This window comes from Neorhizobium tomejilense (assembly GCF_964254135.1).
GTDB classification, from domain to species: Bacteria; Pseudomonadota; Alphaproteobacteria; order Rhizobiales; family Rhizobiaceae; genus Neorhizobium; species Neorhizobium tomejilense.
Map to the genome: position 1 here is coordinate 2,284,333 of NZ_CAXUSO020000001.1, position 23,901 is coordinate 2,308,233.

21 protein-coding genes and 1 riboswitch are annotated in these 23,901 nt (G+C 63.9%); of the genes, 8 read left to right on the forward strand and 13 right to left on the reverse strand.

Annotated elements, in window-relative coordinates; translation table 11 throughout:
• The first annotated feature begins 15 nt into the window (after window positions 1-15).
• From ACSQ3G_RS11620 to ACSQ3G_RS11650, 7 genes are read left to right on the forward strand one after another with little or no spacing between them, the layout of a single operon-like run.
• Window positions 16-810: an ABC transporter ATP-binding protein gene (locus ACSQ3G_RS11620; protein ID WP_245440356.1), complete on the forward strand. Its 795-nt coding sequence runs from the start codon at window positions 16-18 to the stop codon at window positions 808-810.
• Window positions 807-1,640 carry an ABC transporter permease gene (locus ACSQ3G_RS11625; RefSeq protein WP_436110143.1) on the forward strand — a complete coding sequence of 278 codons (834 nt, stop codon included), beginning with the start codon at window positions 807-809 and terminating at the stop codon, window positions 1,638-1,640. Before ACSQ3G_RS11620 ends, ACSQ3G_RS11625 begins: the two co-directional genes overlap by 4 nt.
• A gap of 54 nt (window positions 1,641-1,694) precedes the next feature.
• Window positions 1,695-3,053 (forward strand): FAD-dependent oxidoreductase, encoded by a 1,359-nt coding sequence (locus tag ACSQ3G_RS11630; protein WP_436110144.1) that lies wholly within the window; start codon window positions 1,695-1,697, stop codon window positions 3,051-3,053.
• Entirely contained in the window at window positions 3,050-4,207 is a 1,158-nt protein-coding gene (locus ACSQ3G_RS11635; protein ID WP_105430081.1) for a CaiB/BaiF CoA transferase family protein, read from the forward strand. The genes ACSQ3G_RS11630 and ACSQ3G_RS11635 overlap by 4 nt, the downstream gene beginning before the upstream one ends.
• Window positions 4,204-4,980: an enoyl-CoA hydratase-related protein gene (locus ACSQ3G_RS11640; RefSeq protein ID WP_436110145.1), complete on the forward strand. Its 777-nt coding sequence runs from the start codon at window positions 4,204-4,206 to the stop codon at window positions 4,978-4,980. Before ACSQ3G_RS11635 ends, ACSQ3G_RS11640 begins: the two co-directional genes overlap by 4 nt.
• A gap of 35 nt (window positions 4,981-5,015) precedes the next feature.
• Entirely contained in the window at window positions 5,016-5,939 is a 924-nt protein-coding gene (locus tag ACSQ3G_RS11645; RefSeq protein ID WP_436111707.1) for a LysR family transcriptional regulator, read from the forward strand.
• On the forward strand, window positions 5,936-7,339 hold the full coding sequence (locus ACSQ3G_RS11650) for an amidohydrolase family protein (protein WP_436110146.1): 1,404 nt from the start codon (window positions 5,936-5,938) through the stop codon (window positions 7,337-7,339). Before ACSQ3G_RS11645 ends, ACSQ3G_RS11650 begins: the two co-directional genes overlap by 4 nt.
• On the opposite strand, the gene fdxA is transcribed toward ACSQ3G_RS11650, so the two are convergent.
• Window positions 7,336-7,677: a ferredoxin gene (gene fdxA / locus ACSQ3G_RS11655; RefSeq protein ID WP_436110147.1), complete on the reverse strand. Its 342-nt coding sequence runs from the start codon at window positions 7,675-7,677 to the stop codon at window positions 7,336-7,338. The two genes, ACSQ3G_RS11650 and fdxA, sit on opposite strands and share 4 nt — an antisense overlap.
• A gap of 196 nt (window positions 7,678-7,873) precedes the next feature.
• Between fdxA and ACSQ3G_RS11660 the strand changes: the two genes are divergently transcribed.
• Window positions 7,874-9,676 (forward strand): adenine deaminase, encoded by a 1,803-nt coding sequence (locus ACSQ3G_RS11660; RefSeq protein WP_436110148.1) that lies wholly within the window; start codon window positions 7,874-7,876, stop codon window positions 9,674-9,676.
• Window positions 9,677-9,714: 38 nt separating this feature from the next.
• On the opposite strand, the gene ACSQ3G_RS11665 is transcribed toward ACSQ3G_RS11660, so the two are convergent.
• The 12 genes from ACSQ3G_RS11665 to ACSQ3G_RS11720 all read right to left on the reverse strand — a co-directional run bounded on the left by ACSQ3G_RS11665 (window position 9,715) and on the right by ACSQ3G_RS11720 (window position 23,888).
• Window positions 9,715-11,112, reverse strand: coding sequence for a dipeptidase (locus ACSQ3G_RS11665; protein WP_436110149.1), 1,398 nt, complete (start codon window positions 11,110-11,112; stop codon window positions 9,715-9,717).
• Window positions 11,113-11,199: 87 nt separating this feature from the next.
• Window positions 11,200-12,057 (reverse strand): carboxylating nicotinate-nucleotide diphosphorylase, encoded by an 858-nt coding sequence (nadC, locus tag ACSQ3G_RS11670; RefSeq protein WP_436110150.1) that lies wholly within the window; start codon window positions 12,055-12,057, stop codon window positions 11,200-11,202.
• 1 nt (window position 12,058) lies between these two features.
• Window positions 12,059-13,600, reverse strand: a complete 1,542-nt coding sequence (locus ACSQ3G_RS11675) for an L-aspartate oxidase (RefSeq protein ID WP_436110151.1) — start codon at window positions 13,598-13,600, stop codon at window positions 12,059-12,061.
• The gene (gene nadA / locus ACSQ3G_RS11680) at window positions 13,597-14,568 is read right to left on the reverse strand and encodes a quinolinate synthase NadA (protein WP_046639068.1); all 972 of its coding nucleotides are present in this window, start codon (window positions 14,566-14,568) and stop codon (window positions 13,597-13,599) included. The genes ACSQ3G_RS11675 and nadA overlap by 4 nt, the downstream gene beginning before the upstream one ends.
• Before the next feature lie 68 nt (window positions 14,569-14,636).
• Window positions 14,637-15,539: an NUDIX hydrolase gene (locus tag ACSQ3G_RS11685; RefSeq protein ID WP_436110152.1), complete on the reverse strand. Its 903-nt coding sequence runs from the start codon at window positions 15,537-15,539 to the stop codon at window positions 14,637-14,639.
• A gap of 96 nt (window positions 15,540-15,635) precedes the next feature.
• Complete coding sequence (locus tag ACSQ3G_RS11690; RefSeq protein WP_436110153.1) at window positions 15,636-16,580, reverse strand: ABC transporter substrate-binding protein; 945 nt, start codon at window positions 16,578-16,580, stop codon at window positions 15,636-15,638.
• On the reverse strand, window positions 16,577-17,359 hold the full coding sequence (locus ACSQ3G_RS11695; protein ID WP_436110154.1) for an ABC transporter permease: 783 nt from the start codon (window positions 17,357-17,359) through the stop codon (window positions 16,577-16,579). Before ACSQ3G_RS11695 ends, ACSQ3G_RS11690 begins: the two co-directional genes overlap by 4 nt.
• 135 nt (window positions 17,360-17,494) lie before the next feature.
• Window positions 17,495-17,598, reverse strand: a riboswitch (TPP riboswitch).
• Between the two features lie 67 nt (window positions 17,599-17,665).
• Window positions 17,666-19,354 carry an ABC transporter permease subunit gene (locus ACSQ3G_RS11700; RefSeq protein WP_436110155.1) on the reverse strand — a complete coding sequence of 563 codons (1,689 nt, stop codon included), beginning with the start codon at window positions 19,352-19,354 and terminating at the stop codon, window positions 17,666-17,668.
• Window positions 19,351-20,400, reverse strand: coding sequence for an ABC transporter substrate-binding protein (locus ACSQ3G_RS11705; protein ID WP_436110156.1), 1,050 nt, complete (start codon window positions 20,398-20,400; stop codon window positions 19,351-19,353). The genes ACSQ3G_RS11700 and ACSQ3G_RS11705 overlap by 4 nt, the downstream gene beginning before the upstream one ends.
• Window positions 20,401-20,421: 21 nt before the next feature.
• Window positions 20,422-21,447 (reverse strand): ABC transporter ATP-binding protein, encoded by a 1,026-nt coding sequence (locus tag ACSQ3G_RS11710; protein ID WP_436110157.1) that lies wholly within the window; start codon window positions 21,445-21,447, stop codon window positions 20,422-20,424.
• Window positions 21,437-23,068, reverse strand: a complete 1,632-nt coding sequence (locus tag ACSQ3G_RS11715) for a CocE/NonD family hydrolase (protein WP_436110158.1) — start codon at window positions 23,066-23,068, stop codon at window positions 21,437-21,439. The genes ACSQ3G_RS11710 and ACSQ3G_RS11715 overlap by 11 nt, the downstream gene beginning before the upstream one ends.
• A 4-nt stretch (window positions 23,069-23,072) precedes the next feature.
• On the reverse strand, window positions 23,073-23,888 hold the full coding sequence (locus ACSQ3G_RS11720; protein WP_436110159.1) for a creatininase family protein: 816 nt from the start codon (window positions 23,886-23,888) through the stop codon (window positions 23,073-23,075).
• Window positions 23,889-23,901: the final 13 nt, after the last annotated feature.

Sequence of the window (23,901 nt, forward strand, 5' to 3'; positions counted from 1 at the left end):
GGAACGGCGAAGTTGATGCCGAACGTTCCCCTGACAGAACCGGCAGCCACGGCGGTTTCGATCCGAAACCTCTCCGTCCGGTTCGGCGACAGGAACAACGAATTCACGGCCCTTTCCGATGTTTCCGTGGACATACCGGAAGGTGCCTTCGTCACCATGCTTGGGCCCTCGGGCTGCGGAAAATCGACCCTGCTCAGATGTGTGGCGGATCTCGTCCACATCAGCGACGGTTCGATTTCCGTGTTCGGCCGTAGCCCTCAGGAGGCTCGCCAGAGCCGCGACTTCGCCTTCGTCTTCCAGGATGCGACGCTGCTTCCCTGGCGGAACGTAATCGACAATGTCCGCCTGCCGCTGGAAGTCGGAAAACACGCCCAAACCGGCGACCATGCGGACCCGCATGAGCTGCTGGCCATGGTCGGGCTGAAGGGGCGCGAAAATTCGCTCCCTCACGAGCTCTCGGGCGGCATGCGCCAGCGCGTGGCAATCGCTCGGGCGCTGATCACGCGGCCGCGCATCCTTCTGATGGACGAGCCATTTGGGGCACTCGACGAGATCACCCGCGACCGGCTGAACGAGGAACTGCTGCGCGTCTGGCAGGAAACGGGAACGACGATCCTGTTCGTCACCCATTCCATCCCGGAAGCAGCCTTCCTCGGGCAGAACGTGCTGATGCTTCAGGCCCATCCGGGTCGCGTCAAGGAATTCATGAAGGTCGACCTGCCCTTCCCGCGTTCGCTTGCCGTGCGTGACACCGTCGAATTCATCGGCGTCACCGCGCATCTGCGCCGCCTTCTGGAGGAATGCCTGTGAGCCACGTCGTTTCCTCCACCACCAAGACCGGCGCCGCCCCCGATCGCAAGATCGCGCTCCTCGATGCAACCGCCGGCGTGCTCGTCAAACATATGCCGGCGATCGCCGCCGCCGTCGGGCTCGTGGTCCTCTGGCAGTTCGTCGTCTGGTTCTTCAAGATACCGACCTTCATGGCCCCGAGCCCGGTCGACGTCGCCTATGCCTTCCGCGACAACGCCGGGATCCTCTGGACCAACATGCTGCCGACGATCCTCGAAGCCTTCCTCGGCTTCGTCTTCGGCAATCTCGTCGCCATCCTTCTGGCGGTCTGGTTCGTCCACAGCGCGACGGCGGAAAAAGCCTTCTATCCGATCGCCGTGTTCATCAAGGCGATCCCGATTATTGCGCTCGCCCCGATCCTGGTCCTCATCTTCGGCAACGGGCTTGCGCCAAAAATCATCATCGCCGGGCTGATCTGCTTCTTCCCCACTTTGGTCAACATGGTCCAGGGCCTGAAATCCGCGAGCCCCGCCATGCTGGATCTGATGCGGGTGCTGTCTGCCAGCAACACGGAAATCCTCTGGAAGGTGCGGCTGCCGAGTTCGATGCCGTTCCTGTTTGCGGCGCTGAAGATCGCCGCGACTAGCAGCGTCATGGGCGCCATCGTCGCCGAATGGATCGGCTCCAGCTTTGGCCTCGGCGCCCTGATCATCGAGGCGACCTACAATTTCCGCTCGCCCCTGCTCTACGCAACCGTCGTGATCGCTGCGGTCCTTGCCGTCGTCCTGTTCTTCATCGTCTCGGTGATCGAAGCCCGGATGATCCGCTGGAAGCCGGCCGGATCGCATTGAGCCCAACGCATCGAACCAACTGTCCTCAGCCCAACTTTTTGGGAGTTTGAACCAATGCAACAGACAATTCTTCAGGCGGCGCGCAACGTCGCAGTGGTCGACCGTTCCGATGTGGTCGTGGTCGGCGGAGGACCGGCGGGCATTTCCGCGGCCGTTTCCGCAGCCCGCAACGGCGCCAAGGTGACCCTCCTCGAACGCTACCCCTATGTCGGCGGGCTTGCCGCCGGCGGCATGGTGCTGGTGCTCGACGACATGATCAACAACCTCGAAATCACCGTGCAGGGCATCTGCATGGAGATGATCGAGCGCATGAAGAAGTGGGACCTCTGCGTCACGCCCACCGGCCGCGACCGCGAACTCGACATCCGCGAGACGCCGGAGGCCTGGCGGCGCTGGGCGCGCTGGGGCCTGTTCGATTTCCACACCCAGTCCATGCCGCACCCGATCTGCTTCTCCGCCGCCTTCGACCCGGACGGCTTCAAGCGCGCCTCCTACGACGTGCTGACCGAAGCGGGAGTGAAGCTCCGGACCCACAGCTGGTTCTCCTCCGCGATCATGGAAGGCAAGACCATCAAGGGCGTCATCTGCCAGACCAAGTCCGGCATGGAAGCGATCCTCGGCGATATCGTCATCGACACCACCGGCGACCTCGATGTCGCGGCCTCCGCCGGCGCCTCGCATGTGGAATCCAATTTCATCCTGACCACCGTCTCCCGCTGGGGCGGCGTCGATACGGATGCGGCCGAGCGATTCGAATTCGAGGAGCCGGAAGCCTTCAAGAAGATCGACCACGAGGCAAAACGCCTGATTGGCGGCTGCTGGTCCTTCTGGTGGCTGAAGACCCCGCTGCCGGGCGTCGTCTGGCTGAACTGCCCGCATATGCCGAACCTCTCCGGCCTCAAGACCGAGGACCTCACCAAGGCGGAAATCGAAGGCCGCAACCGTATCGCCCGGTTGCTCGATTTCACCCGTGAAAAGATGCCGGGCTTCGAGAAGGCCTATGTGATCGATTTCGCGCCCCAGACCGGTGTGCGCCAGACGCGACTTCTCGAAGGCGAATACGTGGTCACCAAGGACGATGTGATGAACCGCATCCACTTCTCCGACACCGTCTGCCGCGGCCGCGACTATTACACGCCCTACCGCTCGATGCTGCCGCGCGAGGTCGACCAGCTGATCGTCGCCGGACGTCACTACTCGGCGACACCGCAGGCGCAGAAGTCGAGCCGCGAAATCCCGCCCTGCATGGCAATGGGCGAGGCCGCAGGCGTTGCCGCCGTCGTGGCGCTCAATGCCGGAACCACCGTACGGAAAGCCGATGTTCGGGCTATCCAGAAACAGATGCGGGCGCAGGGTGCCGATCCCGGCGACGTGCCCTCCGACAATGCAACATTCCTGGAGGCTGCGGAATGAATTCTCTACCCCTCGACGGCATCCGCGTGATCGATTTCACGCAGGTCATGCTCGGACCCTGCTGCACCCAGACGCTCGCCGACTACGGCGCCGAAGTCATCAAGATCGAGAAGGCCAAGATCGGCGACCTGTCGCGCTGGTCGCTCGGCTCCGATCCGGACGGCCTCAACAACCCGGTCTTCTGCTCGCTGAACCGCAACAAGAAGAGCCTGGCGCTCGACCTGAAGCTCACCGAAGCCCGCGACGCGGTGCTGGCGCTGATCGCCGGCGCAGACGTGGTGGTCAACAACTTCCGCCCCGGCGTGATGGAACGCATGGGCTTCGGCTACGACGACCTGAAGAAGATCAACAAGCGGCTGATCTACGCCGTCGGCACCGGCTTCGGCCTCACCGGCCCCTATCAGCACAAGGGCGGCCAGGACATTCTAGCCCAGGCGCTTTCCGGCGTCATGCGCCGCAAGTCCGACAGCGCCCATCCGACCTCGATTTATGCGACGCCACTTGCCGACTATTCCGCCGGCATGCACCTCGTCCAGGGCATCCTGCTGGCGCTGCTGCACCGGGAAAAGACCGGAGAAGGCCAGCAGGTTGCCGTCAGCCTTTACAATTCCATGCTTGCCATGCAGATGCAGGAAGGTGCAGCGCACATGATGCGCGAGAAGGATTTGAACTGGGGCGCCTTCCCGCTGACCGGGGTTTTCGACACGACCGACGGCGCGATCGTCATGGTCGGCGCCTTCAAGCAGAACCCGCTGCAGGACATCTGCAACGCGCTCGAAATCGAAGATCTGTCGGCTCAGCCGCGCTACAAGGACTTCGATTCCCAGATGGCGCATCGCCCGGAACTGCAGGAGATTTTTCGCGCGAATTTTGCCAGGAACAGCAATGCCCATTGGCTGAAGCGTCTGGAAGAAGTCGACATCCTCTGCGCGCCGGTGCGCAACCTCGCCGAAGCGCTGCAGGACCCGCAGACGGTCATCAACAAGATGATCCTCGAGGCCGGTGAAACGGCTGCCGGGCCGATCCGCCTCATCGGATCTCCCATCGACATGTCCGCGGCACCCGTCTCGGTGCGCATCGCACCGCCGAGCCTCGGTCAGCACAATGCTGAAATCCTCGCTTCCTTAGACGCTCGCCGCGGAGACGCGGCATGACCGTCGGATTTTCCGTCGAGAATCGGGTCGCACGCGTCACGCTCGACCGCCCGGACCGCATGAACGCCGTCGATGCCGCGACCGAAAAGGAACTCGAGGCGATCTGGACCGAGATCGAGGCCCGCGACGATATTTCCTGCGTGGTCCTGACCGGCAGCGGCCAAAAGGCCTTCTGCACCGGCGCCGACCTCAAGGGCGGCGCCACCAAGAGCGGCCTCGAATACTGGGCTGAAAGCCGCACCAATGGCTTCGGCGGCCTTGCCTTCCGCAAGTCGCTCGACGTGCCGGTCATCGCCCGCGTCAACGGTTATGCACTCGGCGGCGGTTTCGAGATGGTGCTCGGCTGCGACATCGTGATTGCCGCCGATACCGCCAAGTTCGGCCTGCCGGAAGCCCGCGTCGGCCGCATGCCGCTCGACGGCGGCATGGTTCTCCTGCAGCGGAAAATCCCGCACAACCTTGCCATGGCCGTGATGCTGACCGGCCGGCAGTTCACCGCCACCGAAATGCAGGGCTTCGGCATCGTCAACGAGACCGTACCCTTCGATGAACTCGATGCCGCCGTCGACAGATGGGTGGGCGACATCGTCGCCTGCGCCCCGCTGTCGCTGAAGGCGATTAAGCAGACGGTCAACCGCACCGGCCATCTCAGCCCCTCGGAAGCTCAAGGATTGCGCACCCCCGCGCTGATCCGTGCGCTGCAGAGCGAGGACGCCGTCGAAGGCGTGACGGCCTTCCGCGAAAAGCGCGCTCCGGTTTGGCAGGGCCGGTAGGCATGCTATGAACTTCAGGATCTTGGGGGATGAATATGCACGCCAGTATCCTGAAATATTTCGTCGAAGTCGCGCGCGCCGGCTCGATCCGCAAGGCCTCCGAAGAGCTGCATGTCGCGACCTCCGCCGTCAGCCGCCAGATCCGCAAGCTTGAGGATGAGCTCGGCACGCCGCTGTTCGAACGGTTCTCCGATGGCCTCCGCCTCACCTCCGCCGGCAAGGTGGTGCTGAAGCACGCCAAGGAGACTATTCAGCACTACGAGATCATGAAGTCCGATCTCGGCGACCTGCAGGGCAAACGCACCGGCCGCGTCCACATCGCCTGCCTCGACAGTCTGGCCGTGCAGTTCATGCCGGAATTCGTAATGGGATTTCACCACAAGAACCCCGCGGTCGATTTCCGCATCCGCGCCGACAACTTCAACAACATCTTCCATTTCGTCGCCGACGGCGACTGCGATATCGGCATCACTTTCGACCTCGCCCGGCCGCACGACATCAAGCTGGTCCACGGCGTGCGCATGCCGCTGATGGTGATGGTCGCAAAACACCATCCGCTGGCCCGCCAGAAAAGCGCCACCCTGCAGGAATGCGCCCAGTTCAAGCTGCTGCTGCAACTCGACAACGAAGTGATGAGCTCGATGATTGCGGTCGAACTCGCTTCGCTCGACCGCGTCGGCCGCACGCTTGTTGCCACCAACAACCAGATGATGCTGAAGCCGCTGATCCTGTCCGGCGAAGGTGTCGCCTTCTTCACTCCGCTCGGCCTTCTGAAGGAGCTGAAGGCCGGCGATGTTGTCGCCCTGCCGATCGCCGGCTCCCGCCTGCAGAACATGGAGGTCGGCATCGTCGCGCCCCATAACCGCCAGCTCACCCATGCCACCGAAGCCGTGATCGAGGCGCTCAGCGTCGATCTCGAAAAATTCAGCAACCAGATTGCGGAGGTCATCAAGCGGTGACATCGAACGAGGACACGCGTTTCCTGCAGCATCCGGGCCATAAAAAAGCCCTGCGCGGCGATGCGGCACGGGCCGCCCTTCCCGCTCCGGCCTCAACCATCCCGCTTGCCGCCGGCGATCTCGTCCTGCCGATGCCGGTCAACGCGCATGATCATGGCTACGGCATCCGCACGCTCGATTTCGGCAGCCTCGACGACGCGCTGGAAACCTGGATCCCCACCATGCGGCTGCGGCCCCGCACCGATGCCTATCTCGAAGCCCTCGTCGCCTTCGGACGCCTCGCAAAAACCGGCGTCGCCGCGACCATCCACTGCCACAATTCCCTGAATGCGGCCCGCATGGTCGATGAGGCCCTGGAGGTTATCCGCGCCGCAAAGGATGTTGGAATCCGGCTCGGCCTCTCCTGCCCGCTTCTCGACCACGACGCCTGGGCCTATGACGGCGGTCCCGAAAGGCTGAAGCCATTCCTGAGCCCGGCGGACTGGGAGGCTCTTTCTCCCCTCGCCCCACGCTATGCGCCTTTCCGCGATCAGCTCGCCGCCGCCGATGCCGTTGCCGCGGCCAATTCCAATCCGTTGGTCGATGTCCAATACGGCCCGATCGGCCCGCAATGGTGCTCGAACGCCCTGCTCGAAGCGATTGCCGAGGCATCGGCCGCAAACAACCGCCGCATCCATATGCACCTGCTCGAAAGTCCAAGGCAGCGGGCATGGCTGGACCGGCGTTTCCCGCAGGGCATCGTCCGTTATCTCGACGACATCGGTTTCCTCTCATCCCGGCTGGCGGTTGCACACGGCGTGCAGCTCCGGCCGGATGAATACGAACTGCTGGCCGAACGCGGTGCCCAGCTCGTCTCCAATCCCTCGGCCAACCTGCGCCTGCGCTCCGGCATTGCGCCGCTGGCGAACGCCGTCAAACGCGGTTTCCGCTTCGGCATCGGACTGGACGGCGGCGCCTTCGACGACGACCAGGACCTCTGGCGCGAAATGCGGCTCCTCTATTTCCTGCATGGCGGACGCGAACTGCAACGAAGCTTCACGGCAGCCGACATCTTCGATGCCGCGATCAGCACCGGCGCCACTGTCGTCAATGCGCCGCTCGGAGAGGATTTCACGGTCATTGATTACCAGGCCCTGATCGCCGACAGCGTCTTCGATGATCTCGACGAGGCCGAGGTATTGCTGAACCGCATGTCAGCCGTCCACGCCAAGGCCGTCTATGTCGCTGGCCGGCCGGTCATGCGGGATGGCAGGCTGCTCAACGTCGATTTCGACACGGCCCGCAAGGAGCTGCTGGCGCAAGCGAAAGCCGACCTCCCGCGCCTTATTGTCGAGCGCGAAAGGTGCGCCAAGCTGATCGCTGCCACCCGCGCCTATTACGGAAGCTGGGCGGGCGCCTAGTTGTGAGCCGCCTCGCGCACGGGCACCGCTGTCACCGCCGGGTGATCGATAGCCCGCGTGCGGCTCTTGTCCCAGCCGCCGGGTGATCCCAGCCCCGTGACATCAGGCCCGAAATAATCCCGGTTGACCGGAACGAACGCCAATTGCGCCTCCGTCGCTTCCTCATCGTAAGCGATGGCATCGACCGGACAGATGGAAAGACAGAGGCCGCAATTGATGCACTCGTCCGGATGGATATAGAACATCCGCCCGCCCTCGTAGATGCAATCGACCGGACAGGCTGCGGTGCAGGCGCCATCCTTCACGTCGATACAGGGTTCGGTGATGATATAGGCCATCGGATCGTTTGCCTTTCATTGCATCCGCAGCACTATCCCAAACCACGGCGTTGCTGAAAAGCAGCATATTTCGCCGCAAGAGTTCGAATTTCGGCAACGCTCCAATTGTGTTCCCTTCCGAATGGCGCTTCCTTGCCATGCTGGCGTTCCCTACAATCTTGCCTGTCCCTCCCAATGTCCTCGAAATGAGATTTTCATGAGCACCCTCACCCGCTTCTCCGTCCCGCCGCTTTCGACCATGACCCGCCGTCTCGCCGATGTGGCTTCCGCTCGTCGCGATCCCGATCTGGTCATCCAGGGTGCCCGTGTGCTGTCCACCTATTCGGAGCGCATTCTCGACGGCCGCGAGATCTGGGTTTCGGGTGGTCGCATCGCTGCCGTAAAACCGGCCGGCAGCTACCGGCACGGCTCGGCAAAGCTCTACGATGCCAAGGGCGGCATCATCGCCCCGGGCCTCGTCGATCCGCATATCCACATCGAATCCTCGATGGTGACGGCCTGCGCCTATGCCGAGGCAGCGCTTCTCAACGGCACCACGACGATCTTCTGCGACAGCCACGAGATCGGCAATGTCATGGACGTCGCGGGCGTCGAGGCGATGCTGGAAGATGCGCGCCTGGCGCCGTTGTCGATTTTCCTGACCGTGCCGAGCACCGTGCCTGCGACGTCTCCGGAACTCGAAACCGCCGGCGGCGACCTCACGCCGGCAAAAATCGCCGCACTGTTCGACAAATGGCCGGAGGCCGTAGCGCTTGGCGAAAAGATGGATTTCGTCCCCGTCGCTATGGGCGACGAGCGCAGCCATGCGATCCTTGCCGCGGCGCTACAGCGCGGCCGGCCGGTCTCGGGCCACGTCTACGGCCGGGAATTCGTCGCCGCCTATGCCGCCTCCGGCGTCACCGATACCCATGAGGCGATCGACCGCGACATCGCCGACGACCTGCTCGAAGCCGGTGTCTGGCTCTTCCTGCGCGGCGGCCCGCCGACGACGCCTTGGCACTCCCTGCCGCATGCGATCAAGACAATCACCGAACTCGGTGCCTCGCATAAACGCGTCGCCGTCTGCACCGACGATCGCGACGCCGAGGACCTGCTCGCTTTCGGGCTCGACTGGGTGACACGCGAAGCGGTCAAGGCCGGCATGACGCCGGAACAGGCTTGGGCGATGGGCTCGCTGCACGGCGCGACCCGTTTCGGCATGGAAGGCGAAATCGGCGGCATGGGTGGCGGACGAAGGGCCGACCTTGTGCTTCTGACCGACGACCTGAAACCGGTCAGCACCTGGTACGGCGGCGAACTGGTGGTCGACAACCGCAAGATCACGCCGATCCTGGATGAAGCACTTTCGAAGCCCTATCGTTATCCGGAAGTCGCCTACCACACGGTCAAACTGCCGAAGAACCTGAAACTGACACCCGACCTTCCTGTTGATACCGTCGTTGCCCATACGATCCGCACCGAGCTTCCCGGCATCACGCTCGGCCATGTGACTGTGACGCTCGAACCTGCCGACCACTGGCAGGCGCATTTCGACCGTCATGACCTCTGCTTCGTCACCGTCGTCGAGCGGCATGGCAAATCATCCGGCAATGTTGCGCACGGACTGCTGAACGGTTTCGGCCTGAAAAAGGGCGCCGTCGCCTCCTCCGTCGGCCATGACAGCCACAACATCATCGTCGCCGGCACTAACGAGACCGACATGCAGCTGGCGCTGGATGCGATCGAGGAAAAACAGGGCGGCGTCTGCGTTGTCATGGACGGCAAGGTCACGGCGATGGTGCCGCTGCCGATCGCCGGCCTGCTCTCCGATAAACGTGTCCACGAGGTCGCCGACGAGGTGAAGGCCCTCAAGCTCGAATGGGAAAAGGCCGGCTGCACCATCGCCTATATGGGCTTCAACCTCATCCCGCTATCGGTCATCCCGGAGATCCGCATCACCGACAAGGGACTTGTGCTCGTGCCGGAAATGATGATCTCGCCGCTCTTCGAAAAAGCCTGAGCGGCGACGGGATCAGTCGGCCAGGCCACTCGGCCAGGTCACTCGGCCAGCGCGGCGAGAATACGAACCCAGGAGCGGATGCCCTTGTGGAAGCTCGACAGGTCGTATTTCTCGTTCGGGCTGTGAACGCGGTTGTCGAAGCGGGCAAAACCGACGAGCAACGCGTCGCAGCCGAGCCGGCGCTTGAACTCGCCGATGATCGGGATCGAGCCGCCCGTTCCGGCAAGTGCCGCCTCGCACCCCCATTCGGTCGAAAGCGCTGCGAGCGTCTTCGTCAGGAACGGGCTTTCGATCGGCATGACGGTCGCCGGCGCCAGGCCGAAATCCTTGAACGTTACCGAGCAATCGGCCGGAATGCGCACCGCAACATGGGCCTTGAAGGCGTCGCGGATCTTCTCCGGCACCTGTCCGTCGACCAGCCGGAACGAGATCTTGGCAGTCGCTTTGGCCGGGATGACTGTCTTGAATCCCTCGCCCGTATAACCGCCGCTGATGCCGTTGATCTCGCAGCTCGGCCGCGCCCAGACCTGTTCGAGGATGGACCGGCCCGCCTCGCCCGCCGGGATCGCGAGCCCGATATCGGCAAGAAAGCCCTTCTCGTCGAACGGCAACCGCTGCCACTGCGCCTTGATGGCTTCCGGCAGTTCCCTGACGCCATCGTAAAAACCCTCGACCGCCACGCCGCCGTCCGGCGTCCTGAGGCTCGCGACGACATCCGATAGTACCTGCAGCGCATTGCGGGCGGCATTGCCGAACATGCCGGAATGCAGGTCCCGGTCGGCGCAGGTGATCTCGACCTCGGTACTGTAGAGCCCGCGCAGCATGGTGGTGACGGCCGGCGTTTGCCGGTCCCACATGTCGGTGTCGCAGACATAGACCATGTCGGCCTTCAGTTCCTCGGCGGTGGCATCAAGGAACGGCGCAAGGCTTGGGCTGCCCGCCTCCTCCTCGCCTTCGAAAAGAATGCTGACCTGTACCGGCAGCCTGCCGGTCACCGCCTTCCAGGCACGGCAGGCTTCGACGAAGGTCATCATCTGCCCCTTGTCGTCTGAGGCGCCGCGCGCGACGATCGCGGTATCGCCGTTCGGCAACGGCTCCAGCCGCGGCTCGAACGGATCGCTCGTCCAGAGCGCCAGCGGATCGACGGGCTGGACGTCGTAATGCCCGTAGAACAGCAGATGCGGCCCGGCCGCCTCCTTCTGATGCGCGACGACCATCGGATGGCCGGTCGTCGGCCTGACGGACGCATCGAAACCGATCGAGGCGAGGTCGCGGCTCAGCCACTCGGCTGCCGCCTTGCACTGATCGCGATAGCCGGGATCGGTGGAGATGCTCGGAATGCGGATGAGATCAAAGAGGCGTGCGAGGCTCTCGTCGATATCCGCATCGACAAGAGCCAGCACGGCGTCGATCTGGTCTTCGAGTATTCTCGGCATCTTGCACTCCTTGCCCGTTCGGTGTTCCGGATCAAGGATGTACCATTGTTTTCAACGACACCGGAAGCCTCTGGCGCCGTCAGTCACCTAATTTGCAGACCGGAAATCGAGCCCGATATCCAGCGTCGGCGCACTATGCGTGATCCATCCGACGGAGAGCAGATCGACGCCCGAGGCGGCCACGGCGGCGGCCGTCGCCGGCGTGATCCCGCCTGACGCTTCGGTGATCGCCCGGCCCGCGACGATGCCGACGGCCTCGCGAAGCTGCTCCGGCGTCATGTTGTCGAGCAGCACCGCATCGACACCCACTTCCATGGCTTCGCGAAGCTGTTCGAGCGTATCCACTTCCACCTCGATCTTGACCATATGCCCGACACCCGCCTTGGCGCGGCGGATGGATTCGGCGATGCCGCCGGCAATCGCCACGTGATTGTCCTTTATCAGCACCGCATCATGGAGAGCAAAGCGATGGTTCATGCCGCCGCCGGCGCGTACCGCGTATTTCTCCAGCGCCCGAAGTCCGGGCGTCGTCTTGCGGGTGCAGACGACGGAGGCCCCGGTGCCCGCGATCGCCGCAACGATGCCGGCCGTGACGCTGGCGATGCCGGAAAGATGGCCGAGGAAATTGAGTGCCGTTCGTTCGCCGGTCAGAAGCCCGCGGGACGGACCTTCGATCGTGGCGATCACATCACCCGGCTTCGCCGCCCCGCCGTCCTCGATATGGCGGGTCATGACAATCTTCGGATCGACGAGCTGGAAAGCGAGTTCCGCCGCATCGAGGCCGGCGATGACACCCGGTTTTCGGGCCGCCATGACAACGGTCGAGCGATGACCGGCCGGAATAACTGCCGTGGATGTGACGTCCCCGGCAAGGCCGAGATCTTCCAGAAGGGCGGCGCGCACTGGCGGTTCGACGAGAAGTCGCGGAAGGGCGGCAAGGATCATGTCAGGCACTCCGGGCAAGGGGATGGGAAGCGGTCGCGCGGGCGATTTCCAGCGCATCGGCAAGGCACATCTGCCGCCGTTCCGCATAGCCAAGCTTCAACGGGAAATCGGTGCGGGCATGCGCGCCGCGGGATTCCTTTCGCAGCGACGCGAAGACGGCGATCAGCAGCGCGACGATCGCCGGATCGGCGGTCGATCCTTCGCTCTCGACAAGCGGCAACAGACCGGCGATCGCACCATGGATGGCGCCGGCGTTCCTGAGGACGCCGAGATGCCGCGATACGATCGGCCGTACGGCGGAAATATCCGCCGGCACCGGCAATTCGGCATCGGCGATCTGATGAATCGTTCCGGCCGAAGTCGCCGAGAGGTCCCGCGCGGCCCGCATGCCCATCACGGCCGCTTCCAGAAGCGAGTTGCTGGCCAGCCGGTTGGCACCGTGGAGACCGGTCGAGGCTGCCTCGCCGACTACCCAGAGACCGGGCACGGAACTGCGGCCGTTTCCGTCCGTCGCCACACCGCCCATGTGGTAGTGAACGGCGGGACGGACCGGAATGAGGTCGGAATTGGGATCGACACTCGCCTCCCGGCAAAGCGCGTCAATCGCCGGAAACCGCCTGGAGAACCCTCTTCCAAGCGCCGGCCGGGCATCGAGGAAGACGCGCCCGCCCCGTGCGATCTCGGCGCTGATGGCGCGTGCCACGATATCCCGCGGCGCCAGTTCGGCACCCGGTTCGCGAGCGAGAAACCGCTCGCCCCTTTCGTTGACGAGCACCGCACCCTCGCCACGCACCGCCTCGCTCACCAGCGCCAGCGGCCGGCGCTGGGAATCGAGCGCCGTCGGGTGGAACTGCACGAATTCCATATCTGCGAGCATTGCACCCGCTCTCGCGGCAAGCATCACGCCCTGCCCGAAATTGCCGGTCGGATTGGTGGTCGCGTCATACAGCCCGCCGAGACCGCCGGTCGCCAGAACCACCCGCGCAGTTGGCAAGATAACCGCGCCGGCGGCCGCCGCGCAAAGCAGGCCGGACACCGCGTCGCCATCCGTCAGAAGCCGACGAACCTCGACAGCATCAAGCACCGTGATCGACGGTGTCCTGGAAACGGCTTCGACCAGAGCCCGGACGATCGCGGCACCCGATCCGTCGCCCGCCACATGCACGATGCGGCGGCGCGAATGGGCGGCTTCGAGGCCAAGCGAAAGCGAACCGTCAGCGGCCCGGTCGAAACGAACGCCGAATTTTTCCAGGATGGCGATGGCGTTCGGGGCTTCGTTCAGGATCGAAGCGGCGACTGCCGGATCACAAAGTCCATCGCCGGCTGCGAGCGTATCCGCCAGATGCAGGTCCGCGCTGTCGTCGGTGCCGAGGCTGGCGGCTATGCCGCCCTGCGCCCAGGCGCTCGACGTTTCCGCACCCAAGGCGGCGCGGGTGATCAGGACGACGGGCTGCGGCGCCAAGGTCAGCGCCGTCACAAGCCCAGCCAGACCGCTGCCGACGATCGCGATGCGGCCGGCGAGATGGTCGAGGATCTCGATCATATGGCGAGCATCCTCTCGACCGCGCGGCGGGCGGCAACCGCGATCGACGGATCGACCGTCACCTCATGCTGGTTCTCTTCCAGCGCCTTCCGGATGTTGGCGAGCGTGATGCGCTTCATATGCGGGCAGAGATTGCAGGGCCGCACGAATTCCACATCCGGATGATGCACGGCGACATTGTCGCTCATCGAGCACTCGGTCAGGAGCACGACACGAGCCGGCTTTTTCTGGCCGACATAGTCCGACATGACGGCAGTCGATCCCGCAAAATCGGCTTCGGCCACCACCTCCGGCGGGCATTCCGGATGCGCCAGCACCACGACGCCCGGATGTGCCTCGCGAAGATCGCGGACATCCTGCGCATTGAACAGCTCGTGCACTTCGCAATGGCCATGCCAGGCGATGATCTCGACATTGGTTTCCCGCGCCACGTTCTGCGCCAGGTATTCGTCCGGGATCATCAGCACTTTCGGAACGCCGAGCGATTCCACCACCTGCTTGGCATTGCCGGAGGTGCAGCAGATATCGGACGCCGCCTTCACCGCCGCAGAGGTGTTCACGTAGGTGATGATCGGCACGCCCGGATGCGCCTGCCGCAGCAGCGCGATGTCTTCCGGGGTGATCGAATCCGCCAGCGAACAGCCCGCCGCCATGTCCGGGATCAGCACTGTCTTTCCGGGGTTCAAGAGCTTTGCCGTCTCCGCCATGAAGTGCACGCCCGCGAGCACGATGACATCCGCATCCACGTCGATCGCCTTGCGAGCAAGCGCCAGGCTGTCGCCGACGATATCCGCAACGCCATGGAAGATTTCCGGCGTCTGATAGTTGTGAGCGAGGATGACGGCGTTGCGGGTACGCTTGAGTTCGAGGATCGCCGCGACATCCGCCTCGTAGCTCATCCATTCGGCCTTGGGGATGACGCGGCTGACACGATCGTAAAGCGAAGAAACCGAAACCGGAGAATTCATGAACAGCTCCTTTTATACTCGAAGTGAGTATATCCGGCGCAAAGAGATATTCTCGATTCGAGTTTATGTCAATTGCGTGAAAGCGGAAGTTTCGAACCGGACAGCGCACGCTCTTCAAGGACCGCATGACGGTAGCGGAAGAGCTTGGCGGGCCGGCCGCCGGTCTCGCTGGTCGCCTCGCCTGTTTCCTCGATCAGCTCCTGCTGGTCGATCAGCCGGCGGAAATTCGGCTTGTGCAGCGTCAAGCCAGCCAGCGCCTCGACGGTGCGCTGCAATTGCGACAGCGTAAAGCTCTCTGGCATCAGTTCGAACACCACCGGGCGGTACTTGATCTTGGCGCGCAGCCGCGCGATCCCGGTGGCCAGGATACGGCGGTGATCGGCAAACATTGACCGGCCGAAGCTTTTGGCCGGCGGACAACCGGCCTCCGCCACCAGCCCTGCCTCGTACATCAGTTCGTAACGCTGCAGGCCGAGATCCTCGTTCCATGCGGCGCCGTCGAGGCCGAAGGCAAAATCGACACGGCGCCGGCGGTGTTCGCGCCGCGCCGTTTCCGAAGCGACCCAATCCTGCAGGCGGTCGGTGATGGCCGCCTGTATCTCCGGCCTCCCTCCGCGATGATCTTCCCAGGGGAAATATTCGTACCAGCCGTGCCAGCCGGGTTTTCCGGCACCGGGCGCGGCCTGCTCGCGGACCAGGCCGAGATAGCTGATCGAGATCGTCCGCCCCTCGGCATCCTCATGGGTCCGGTCGCGGTCGGCGAAGGTATAGAGCTGTTCGAGATAACCGAGCGGATGGCCCGTCTGGTCCCCGACCCACTCGCGAAGCCCTGCCTGCAGGCTCCTGTGCCCAAGTTCGAAGGGGCCGGACGGCAGCGCATCTCCCGAGCGAACCGTCATCACGCGCGGCTCGTCGCCGGTGACGGCGGACAGAACCGCGATCAGTTCCGCATGGGCAAGTCCGATGGTCAAGCAAACTCCGGGGTACGTAACGTGCGATGCCATCTGGCATGGAAATCACGTTACGCGAACCCCGGCGTTCAAATCAAACAATATCAGCAGCTTGGCCTACCTGATTTCGACAGCAACGCCGGAGACCGGAGGCACGGTCTTGATCAGTCCCATTTCCTGCATGAAGGAGGCGAAGCGCTGGTAACGGCCCTGGTCGAGTGCGGCCGGACGCTTGGCAAAGCGCGGCAGCGTGTCGAAGAACGCGGTGCGGTTCAGTTCGTCGTCGAGGTTGGGATAGGCCTTGACGAACAGCTGCCAGGCTTCCTGCGGATGGTTGGTGATGAAGATCGAGGCCTGTTCGACCGCATGCAGGAAGCGCGGCAACCGGCTGTCGGCAGCAAGCGCGGTGCGGGTGACGAAGATCAGCTCGTCATAGGCCGGAACACCGTGCTCTTCCGGAAAAAACGCACGACCCGCATGGCCTTCCAGCTTCATCTGGGTCAGTTCGAAATTGCGGAACCCGCCGAGCGTCGCGTCCACCTTGCCGCCGATCAGCGACGGAGACAGGGAGAAATTGACGTTGATCAGTTCCACGTCGTCATTGGAAAGCCCTTCCGACGCCAGCATGCGCTTCAGCATCGCATCCTCGAAGCCGGTGACGGAAAAGCCGACCTTCTTGCCCTTCAGGTCCTTGAGGCTCTTGATCGGGCCGTCCGCCAGAACCGTGACGGTGTTCAAGGGCGTCTCGACCAGCGTGCCGAACCGCACCAGCGGCAGGCCTGCCTGATGATCCAGATAGAGGTTTGGCTGGTAATGGATGCCGATATCCGCCTGGCCGGCTGAAACCAACCTCGGCACAGCGGAGGCGTCGGACGGTGGGATGAGTTCGACATCGAGATTGGCATCAGCAAACAGCCCGCGCTGCTTGGCGACGACCATCGGCGCGTGGTCCGGATTGACGAACCATTCGAGCAGCACGCTGAGTTTGTCGGCCGCCTGCGCAGAAATCGGGGTGGCAAGGCTGGCCAGCGCGATGAAGGACGCGGTGAGGATACGGATCATGATCGGACGGAACTCCCTGATGCGGATGAAGATGAAGGGTCGGCTTCGCTGGCCCACGGGGCGAGCCCGGCGGTCAACCGGTCGATGAGAAGCCGCAAGATGAGGGTAAGAATTGCCAGTATTGTCATCGCTGCAAACACCGTGTCGGTCTGCATGCGGGCATTGGCCTGGACCATCACAAAGCCGAGCCCGCCGGACGCGCCGACCCACTCGCCGACGACCGCCCCGAGCGGCGCCAATGGTGCAGCGACCCGAAGACCGGAGACGAGGCTCGGGACCGCCAGCGGCACGCGCATCGACACCAGCGTCTGCCAGTGGTTCGCGCCCTCCAGCGAGACGGCGTCAAGGATTTCCTGATCGGTGCGGCGAAGACCGTCGGCAAAGGCCGACGCAACCGGAAAGAAGATGATGATCGTCGTCATCGCCACTTTCGAGGCGAGGCCGAAACCCAGCCAGAGAACCAGGATCGGCGCCAGCACGAAGACGGGAAAGGCCTGCAGGATCAGCACCATCGGCCAGACGAGACGACCAAGCCGCGGCAACGCGGCGACGCCGAAGGCCGTGGCGATGCCGAGGCCTGCGCCGATCGCGAGGCCCAGCGCGATTTCCGTCAGCGTGACGAGGCTGTTCTGCAGCAGGAAACCCGGCTGCCGCCCGAAGGCGGAAGCGACGGCAATCGGAGACGGCAGAATATAGCGGGGCGGAGCAAACAGCCAGACGCCCGCTTGCCAGAGGGCGACAAGCAGGACGAGGCCGATGACCGCATGGGACGCGCGCATGATGCTACGCGCCGAACCTGCACGCCGGGACCGGATGCCCTTTCGGGAAAACGCGAAGAATGGATGTCATCGGTCGATCTCCAGATCAGTCAATCACGGAGATCCAGGTGAAGCGGAGAAGAGAAAGTATCGTCGAATGACGCTTATTTCCGTTCCTACGCCGGCATGACCCGGATCAGGTTCAAGGGTCCGGCTCACCGCCATCTCAGCATCGTCAAGATGCCCCCCTCGGAAGAACACGATAACTGTCGGTTTTCGCTATGTCTGTCAAGCGGACCGGACGGTCCGCCGGCTATCGTTTCCAACTCACCGCGCGTAGAGACGGTCGAGGCGAACCACCCTGCCCAGCAAAGCCAGCGCGATGACGGTGAAGAGGATCAGGACGGCCGAGATGGCGTGCGCGGTCGGCTCCAGGCTGAAGGTCGATTCTGCGTAGATACGGACCGGCAGGGTCGTCAGGCGAGCCGTGGTGAGAAAGCTCGTCACCGTCACCTCGCCGAAGCTCAGCAGGAAGCCGACGATGCCAGCCGCAAACAGCCCCGGCGCCAGACCCGGCATGATGATCAGGAAAAACCGCCGCACCGGGCTTGCCCCGAGGCTCGCCGCCGCCTCCTCCTGCGCCCGGTCGAGCCCCATGACCGAGGTGGTCAGAAGCGTGATCGCAAACGGCAGGATGACGATCACGTGGATCGCCACGAGACCGAGGAAGGGCGGGATGATCAGGTAGATCTGCAGCAGCCGCAGCATTCCGACCCCGATCGCCACATGCGGCAGCGACATCGGCAGCAGCCAGAATGCCAGGAGCGCGGACCGGCCCTTGAACGGATAACGGGCGAGCGCGAAGGCCGCCGGCAGCGAAAGCGAAAGCGCCACCAGCATCGAGGTGACGGCAAGCCGCACCGACACCCAGAAGGCATCCGCATAGGTCCCGGCGAAAAACACCGCCTCGTACCATTTCAACGTGAAGCCGCGGAAGCCGGAGGCGGTCGCCTGCGGCACGTCGTTGAAACTCTGGATGCACACGAGCACCAACGGCAGCAACAGGAGCAGCAGCGAGGTGGCGAGCAGCAGCTTCGAGACGATCGGCCCGAAAATGTTGATGATCGGCACCAGCCAGCGCGGAATGCTCCACGGATTGCTGGGCTTGCCCTTCAGCCACGGCATCAGGCGGTTGAGCGAATAGGCGCAGAGCGCCGCGAAGGCGAGACCGGTGACGGTCATGATGATTGCGAGTGCTGCGGCAAGCGGCGCATTGAGGTTCTTGATCGCTTCCTGCAGCACCAGCATGCCCGTCGTCCAGACCTTCTTTCCGCCGAGCAGCGACGCGGAAACGTAGGCCGTGGTCGCCATCAGGAAAACGATCACAGTGCCGGAGCGCAGGCCGGGCAGCGAAAGCGGCAGGTCGACGGTGAGGAACCGAACCGCAGGAGAGGCCCCGAGGCTCTGGGCCGCTTCATGCACGCGCGGCGAGGTATTCTGCAGATTGTCGTAGAGCGCCAGCACCATGAAGGGCAGGAAGACCTGCGCCAGTGCGACCGCGACCGCACCGTGCGTGAACAGCATGTACCGGGCCGGCGGAATGCCGACCAGCCCGGTGACCGAATTGATCAGCCCTTCGGGTGCCAGCAGGAGGATGATGCCGAGCGAGCGCACCACGACATTGGTCAGCAGCGGAATGAGGATGACGGCGAACGCGGCCGCGCGGTATTTTACCGGCATCCGCGCCAGCCAGTGAGCGAGCGGATAACCGAGAAGCGCGGTGATCACGGTCACGCCGAGGCCGAGCAGGATGGTTTCGGAGACAACGCCGAAGTAGAAGCTGTCCGAGACGATATCCCGGAACTGCGCGATCGACGGCGTTATGAACAGCGGGCCGAAAGGATCGGGATACTCGTGCAGTGATAGCACGAGTACCACGAACATCGGCGCCGCGAAGGATAGAAGCAGCCAAAGGGTGACCGGCGCTGCAAGCGCCGGCCCGATCCAACGGTTCATCCTGCGATCTCCCGATCGTATTTTGCCTGCCATTTGGCGCGGCTGGCATTGATCACGTCCCAATCGAAATCGACGAGCTTGGCGACATCGGCATCGCCGAGCACGAGCTTCGACTTGATGTCGTCCGGGACCGTGATGTTGCTGACGGTCGGCGAGTAGTAGATCTGGCGCGCGTAGGCGAGCATGCAGGGTTCGGAGAGGTGCAGGTTGATCCATTCCTCGGCGAGCTTCTGATTCTTCGTGCCTTCGGTGATGCAAGCGACGTTCATCGAAAGCGCCTGCCCCTCGACCGGCTTGGCGATCGCTATATTGGGATTGCGCGTTTCGACATAGGACTGGGTGAAGCTGCCGAATTCGACCGAAAGATCGGCGAGCTTCTGGTCGAACATCTCGAAGAGCTGGGCCTGGCTGCCCTGGATCGCCGCGAAGGGCTTCAGTTCCTTGACCTTTTCGAAGCCGATGTCGGCGTTCTTCTCGTCTCCGCCCCAGACGCGGGCGGCCATCATCAGCGCGGAAATGCCTTCGGCACCCAGACCATCCGGCCAGGCGATGCGGCCCTTCCATTCCGGGTTCCACATGTCCTTCCAGGAGGTGATCGGCTTCGACGCCTTGGTCTTGTCGTAGACGATCGTGCAGGGGTTGAAGGCAACGCCGTAACCACCCTTTCGCGCGCTCGGATAGAGCGCCTCGAAGTTCTTGACGGCAGGCGTCGGCGCCTGGGTCACGCCGTCCTTCACGGCCTGGCGGCTTTCGAAGATATTGAGGTAGAGGACGTCGAAGCTCGGGCGGCCGCGCTCGGCATAGGCGCGGGCACGGCGGTCGCCGGTACCGCCGAGAACGTAGCTGATCTTGCAGCCGTATTTCTCGACGAGCGGCTTCTCGACATGTTCCCTGACGATCTTTTCCTGCGCGCCGCCCCAGATGCCGACGACCAGTTCGTCGCCCTTCTTGGGCTCCTGCGCGGATGCGGGACGGATGATGTGGAACGGTGCGGCGAGACCGGCACCGGCGATGAGCTTGTTGAATGTACGACGCGAGACGTTCATGTCTTGGTTCCCCTTTTTCGGTCAGATGAATGTGGCGCCACCCGGCTGGGTCTGGATGCTGCACGGCGTCCCGAGGGGCGGAGGCGGCATATCCGAAGGCACGATCAGGCGGATCGTGCCGCATGCGGATTGGATATCGGCTTCGTAGGTGTCGCCGAGGAAGGCTGCATTGACGAGCGTGCCGGAGACACTGAGCGGCCCCGGCCCGTCCGAGAGCCTCAGCCGCGACGCACGCAGAACGAGGCGGGTGGCGCCGGAAGGTGCGCCCTCGCATGTCAGCCCCGGCGCCGTGAACAGGCCGTTCTCGGTTCTCCCCTCGATCACCGTGCGGGCGCCGAGGAAGGAGGCGGTGAACGGCGAATGCGGCCGGTCGCAGAGCCCGACCGGCGTGCCGATTTCGGCCAGCAGCCCCTTGTTCATCACCGCGACGCGATCCGACATGGCGAGCGCTTCCTGCTGGTCGTGGGTGACGAACACGGTGGTAATGCCGAGCCGCTGCTGCAGCGTGCGGATTTCGGTGCGCATGTCGGCACGAAGATGAGCGTCGAGATTGGACAGCGGCTCGTCGAGGAGGAGCACGTCCGGCTCGATCACCAGCGCGCGGGCAAGTGCAACGCGCTGCTGCTGGCCGCCGGAAAGCTGGCCGGGATACCGGTCGTAGTAGGCGCCGAGACCGACCGTATCGAGTGCGGCGGCGGCACGGGCGCGGCAGTCGGCCTTGCCGACATGGCGCATGCGCAACCCAAAACCGACATTGTCGAGCGCCGTCAGATGGGGAAACAACGCGTAGGACTGGAAGACGACGCCGATGTTGCGGGTATGGACGGGCCGCTTGCTGATGTCCTCGCCGTTGAGGACGACGCGGCCTTCCGACGGCTGCACGAAGCCGGCGATCATCCGGAGCGTCGTCGTCTTGCCGCAGCCGGACGGCCCGAGCAGCGACAGAAGCTCGCCCCTGGCGACCTCGATCGTGAGGCCGCTGACGGCGACGGAATCGCCGTAGGTGGCCGTGATGTTGTCGAGCGTCAGGTAGTGCTTATGCGACATGGTCGAGAGCCTCGGGCATAATCAGGCGGGAACGAGTCGTCCCGCCATGGCAGATGGAAATGGTGATCGGTCGCCGCGCCATTTCGGGCACGGACGCGAAAGGCCCGTCGCCGGGATGAACTTCGAAGACCGGCGCGCCGGCGCCCTGCAGCGAAAGCCGCAACGCGAAACCCTCCAGGACGGTGATGCAGATCGGGCGAAGGCTGATGCGTGCCAAAACACGCCGGCCGCCGTTGAGGCGAGCATAAGCGGTACTGAGCACCCCCGCCTCTCCAGACGGGGCGACGAGCGACAGCGTCGCGCAGAGATCGAAACCTTGGGACTGCGGCTCGACCTCAATCTCGGCAAAGGCTTCCCCGACATAGGACTTCGCCGCGTCGAAGGGCGCGCTTGTGTAGACGGCAACGTCGGCGCGGTTGTCGTGGCCGCTGCGATCGGCAAAACCGGCCGGCGTCCCGAGATGACCGCCGACAAGCGCCGTCGGGCGCGTGGGATCGTGGACGAACGTATCGCGGGCCTCAGCGCCGCTCTCTATCGAAAGGCGGCCGTCGCTGATCATCGCCGCGCCGAGCCCCGACGAAGAGAGAAAGAAGTCTGCGTCCGATGCCTCGGGCCAATCAGTGAGGTGGAGCCAGCGGCGCCGACCCATGTCGAACAGCCGCACCGGCTGCGGTCGTTCGCCGAGCCCCTTGAGATAGAAATCGAAGAAGGCCAGTTGGGCGCGATCGACCGAGAATTCCGCCGCCTGCCCCATGTCGGTGGCACCGCAGGCCCGGTTCCAAGGCGCATGCGCCCAAGGACCGATCACCAGATGTGAACTCTCCGGATGTTTCCTTCGAAAGGCCGCGTCGGCAGCCCAGGTGCCCTGAAGCAGGAAATCGGTCCAGCCGCCGGTATGAAGAACCGGGATGTCCAGCGGATCATCGGCCAGCAGCACGCCGGGCGAGACCGCGTCCCAATAGTCGCTCTCGTCCGCCACCCATTTAGCGAGATGCGATATGTCGGACCGGGAGACGAGCAGGTCGCGAAGGGCCGCATCATCTGCCGCTCCGTCGAGGGCAGAAAAGGTTGCGGCATCCTCCCGCCGGGCCGCGGTCAGCCGAGCCATCTGCGCCGCCCAGCCGGCATTGAGGCCGAGCCGGAAGGCATTGCCCTCATAGGCCCAGTCGTCGCGTGGCATCCAGGAGCCCATCGCAGGCGCAATCGCATCCGGCCGCACACTTCCTTTGCCGGCGATGGCGAAATATTGTGTCACCGCCTGGTAACTGAAGCCGTAGAGGCCGAGCTTGCCGTTGCTTCCAGGCAATGCGGCCGCCCATTCCAGAGTGCGCGCGCCATCCTCGATCTCGCTGACGAAGGCCTCGAAGACACCACCGGAATCGCCGCAGCCGCGCACATCCTGGATGACCACGATATAACCATGCGCGGCGTACCAGGAGGGGTGCGCGAGTACCAATGTCGAGGCGATGGCACGTCCATAGGGCTGGCGCATCAGCAGCACCGGGAACCTGCCCTCCCCCAGAGGACGATAGATATCCGACACCAGCACGACGCCGTCATCGAGCAGGAGCTCGCCCCTTTCGGGGCCTGCAACGCCGTATGGTGCGCGTGGGGTCGTCAAACCATCACCCCTTGTACATGGTTTTGGAGGTGATCCGGTCGAGCGGGAAATCCAGCACTTCCCTGATCAGCTTCAGGAGGTTGGCGGCACTGCGCTCAACATAGAGCCGGCCGCGTTCGGCATCGCCGGCGGCCGCATTGCCGCAGGCGCCGGACGGCTGCACGTCCTGGGTCTGCCAGCCGTAACCGATCCGGCCTTCCGGCATCAGCAACCCGCCAGCCGCTTCGAGCTCCACGGAGACCGGCACGAAGTCCTCGGCGTACTGCATGTCGATCAGCTCGCGATGCAGATGCAGCATGACGCTGGTCTCCGCTTCGCCGCCGTGGATGCCGTGCTTCATCTCGTGGGCGCTGAACAGGTCGGAGAAATCGGCGCCGGCGCTCGCCCAGGCGCTGACGGCGAACATGTCGAGCTTGATGCGCAGCTCGCGGCAGACGATGTCCATCACCTGCGGCTGGCCGCCATGCGAATTGACGAAGATGATCTTGCGGCAGCCGGCGCGATTGACGCTCTCGCCGAGCTCGAACCACATCTTGGCCAGCGTGTCGTAGTTGAAAGTCAGCGTCCCCGGATAGGCGGTATGCTCGACCGACTTGCCGACAGGCATCATCGGCAGCATCAGAACCGGCAGGTCGTCTTCCATCAGTTCGACTGTGCGGGCGACGATGCCGGCATTGATCGCGGCATCGACGCGGACCGGAAGGTGTGGCCCGTGCTGCTCGACGGCGGCGATCGGCAGGATGGCCACAAACTTCTCCATCTCGAACTCGGAGAAGTCCTTTGCGGTATGATCCCACCACCAATGCGATTTCAGCTTCATCGACATATCCTCC

Bases quoted from the DNA above. Each gene is read 5' to 3' on its own strand.
- ACSQ3G_RS11620 (WP_245440356.1), top strand. From the start codon at position 16: ATGCCGAACGTTCCCCTGACAGAACCGGCAGCCACGGCGGTTTCGATC.
- ACSQ3G_RS11630 (WP_436110144.1), top strand. From the start codon at position 1,695: ATGCAACAGACAATTCTTCAGGCGGCGCGCAACGTCGCAGTGGTCGAC.
- ACSQ3G_RS11635 (WP_105430081.1), top strand. From the start codon at position 3,050: ATGAATTCTCTACCCCTCGACGGCATCCGCGTGATCGATTTCACGCAG.
- ACSQ3G_RS11640 (WP_436110145.1), top strand. From the start codon at position 4,204: ATGACCGTCGGATTTTCCGTCGAGAATCGGGTCGCACGCGTCACGCTC.
- ACSQ3G_RS11645 (WP_436111707.1), top strand. From the start codon at position 5,016: ATGCACGCCAGTATCCTGAAATATTTCGTCGAAGTCGCGCGCGCCGGC.
- fdxA (WP_436110147.1), bottom strand. From the start codon at position 7,677: ATGGCCTATATCATCACCGAACCCTGTATCGACGTGAAGGATGGCGCC.
- ACSQ3G_RS11660 (WP_436110148.1), top strand. From the start codon at position 7,874: ATGAGCACCCTCACCCGCTTCTCCGTCCCGCCGCTTTCGACCATGACC.
- ACSQ3G_RS11665 (WP_436110149.1), bottom strand. From the start codon at position 11,112: ATGCCGAGAATACTCGAAGACCAGATCGACGCCGTGCTGGCTCTTGTC.
- nadC (WP_436110150.1), bottom strand. From the start codon at position 12,057: ATGATCCTTGCCGCCCTTCCGCGACTTCTCGTCGAACCGCCAGTGCGC.
- ACSQ3G_RS11675 (WP_436110151.1), bottom strand. From the start codon at position 13,600: ATGATCGAGATCCTCGACCATCTCGCCGGCCGCATCGCGATCGTCGGC.
- nadA (WP_046639068.1), bottom strand. From the start codon at position 14,568: ATGAATTCTCCGGTTTCGGTTTCTTCGCTTTACGATCGTGTCAGCCGC.
- ACSQ3G_RS11690 (WP_436110153.1), bottom strand. From the start codon at position 16,580: ATGATCCGTATCCTCACCGCGTCCTTCATCGCGCTGGCCAGCCTTGCC.
- ACSQ3G_RS11695 (WP_436110154.1), bottom strand. From the start codon at position 17,359: ATGCGCGCGTCCCATGCGGTCATCGGCCTCGTCCTGCTTGTCGCCCTC.
- ACSQ3G_RS11700 (WP_436110155.1), bottom strand. From the start codon at position 19,354: ATGAACCGTTGGATCGGGCCGGCGCTTGCAGCGCCGGTCACCCTTTGG.
- ACSQ3G_RS11705 (WP_436110156.1), bottom strand. From the start codon at position 20,400: ATGAACGTCTCGCGTCGTACATTCAACAAGCTCATCGCCGGTGCCGGT.
- ACSQ3G_RS11710 (WP_436110157.1), bottom strand. From the start codon at position 21,447: ATGTCGCATAAGCACTACCTGACGCTCGACAACATCACGGCCACCTAC.
- ACSQ3G_RS11720 (WP_436110159.1), bottom strand. From the start codon at position 23,888: ATGAAGCTGAAATCGCATTGGTGGTGGGATCATACCGCAAAGGACTTC.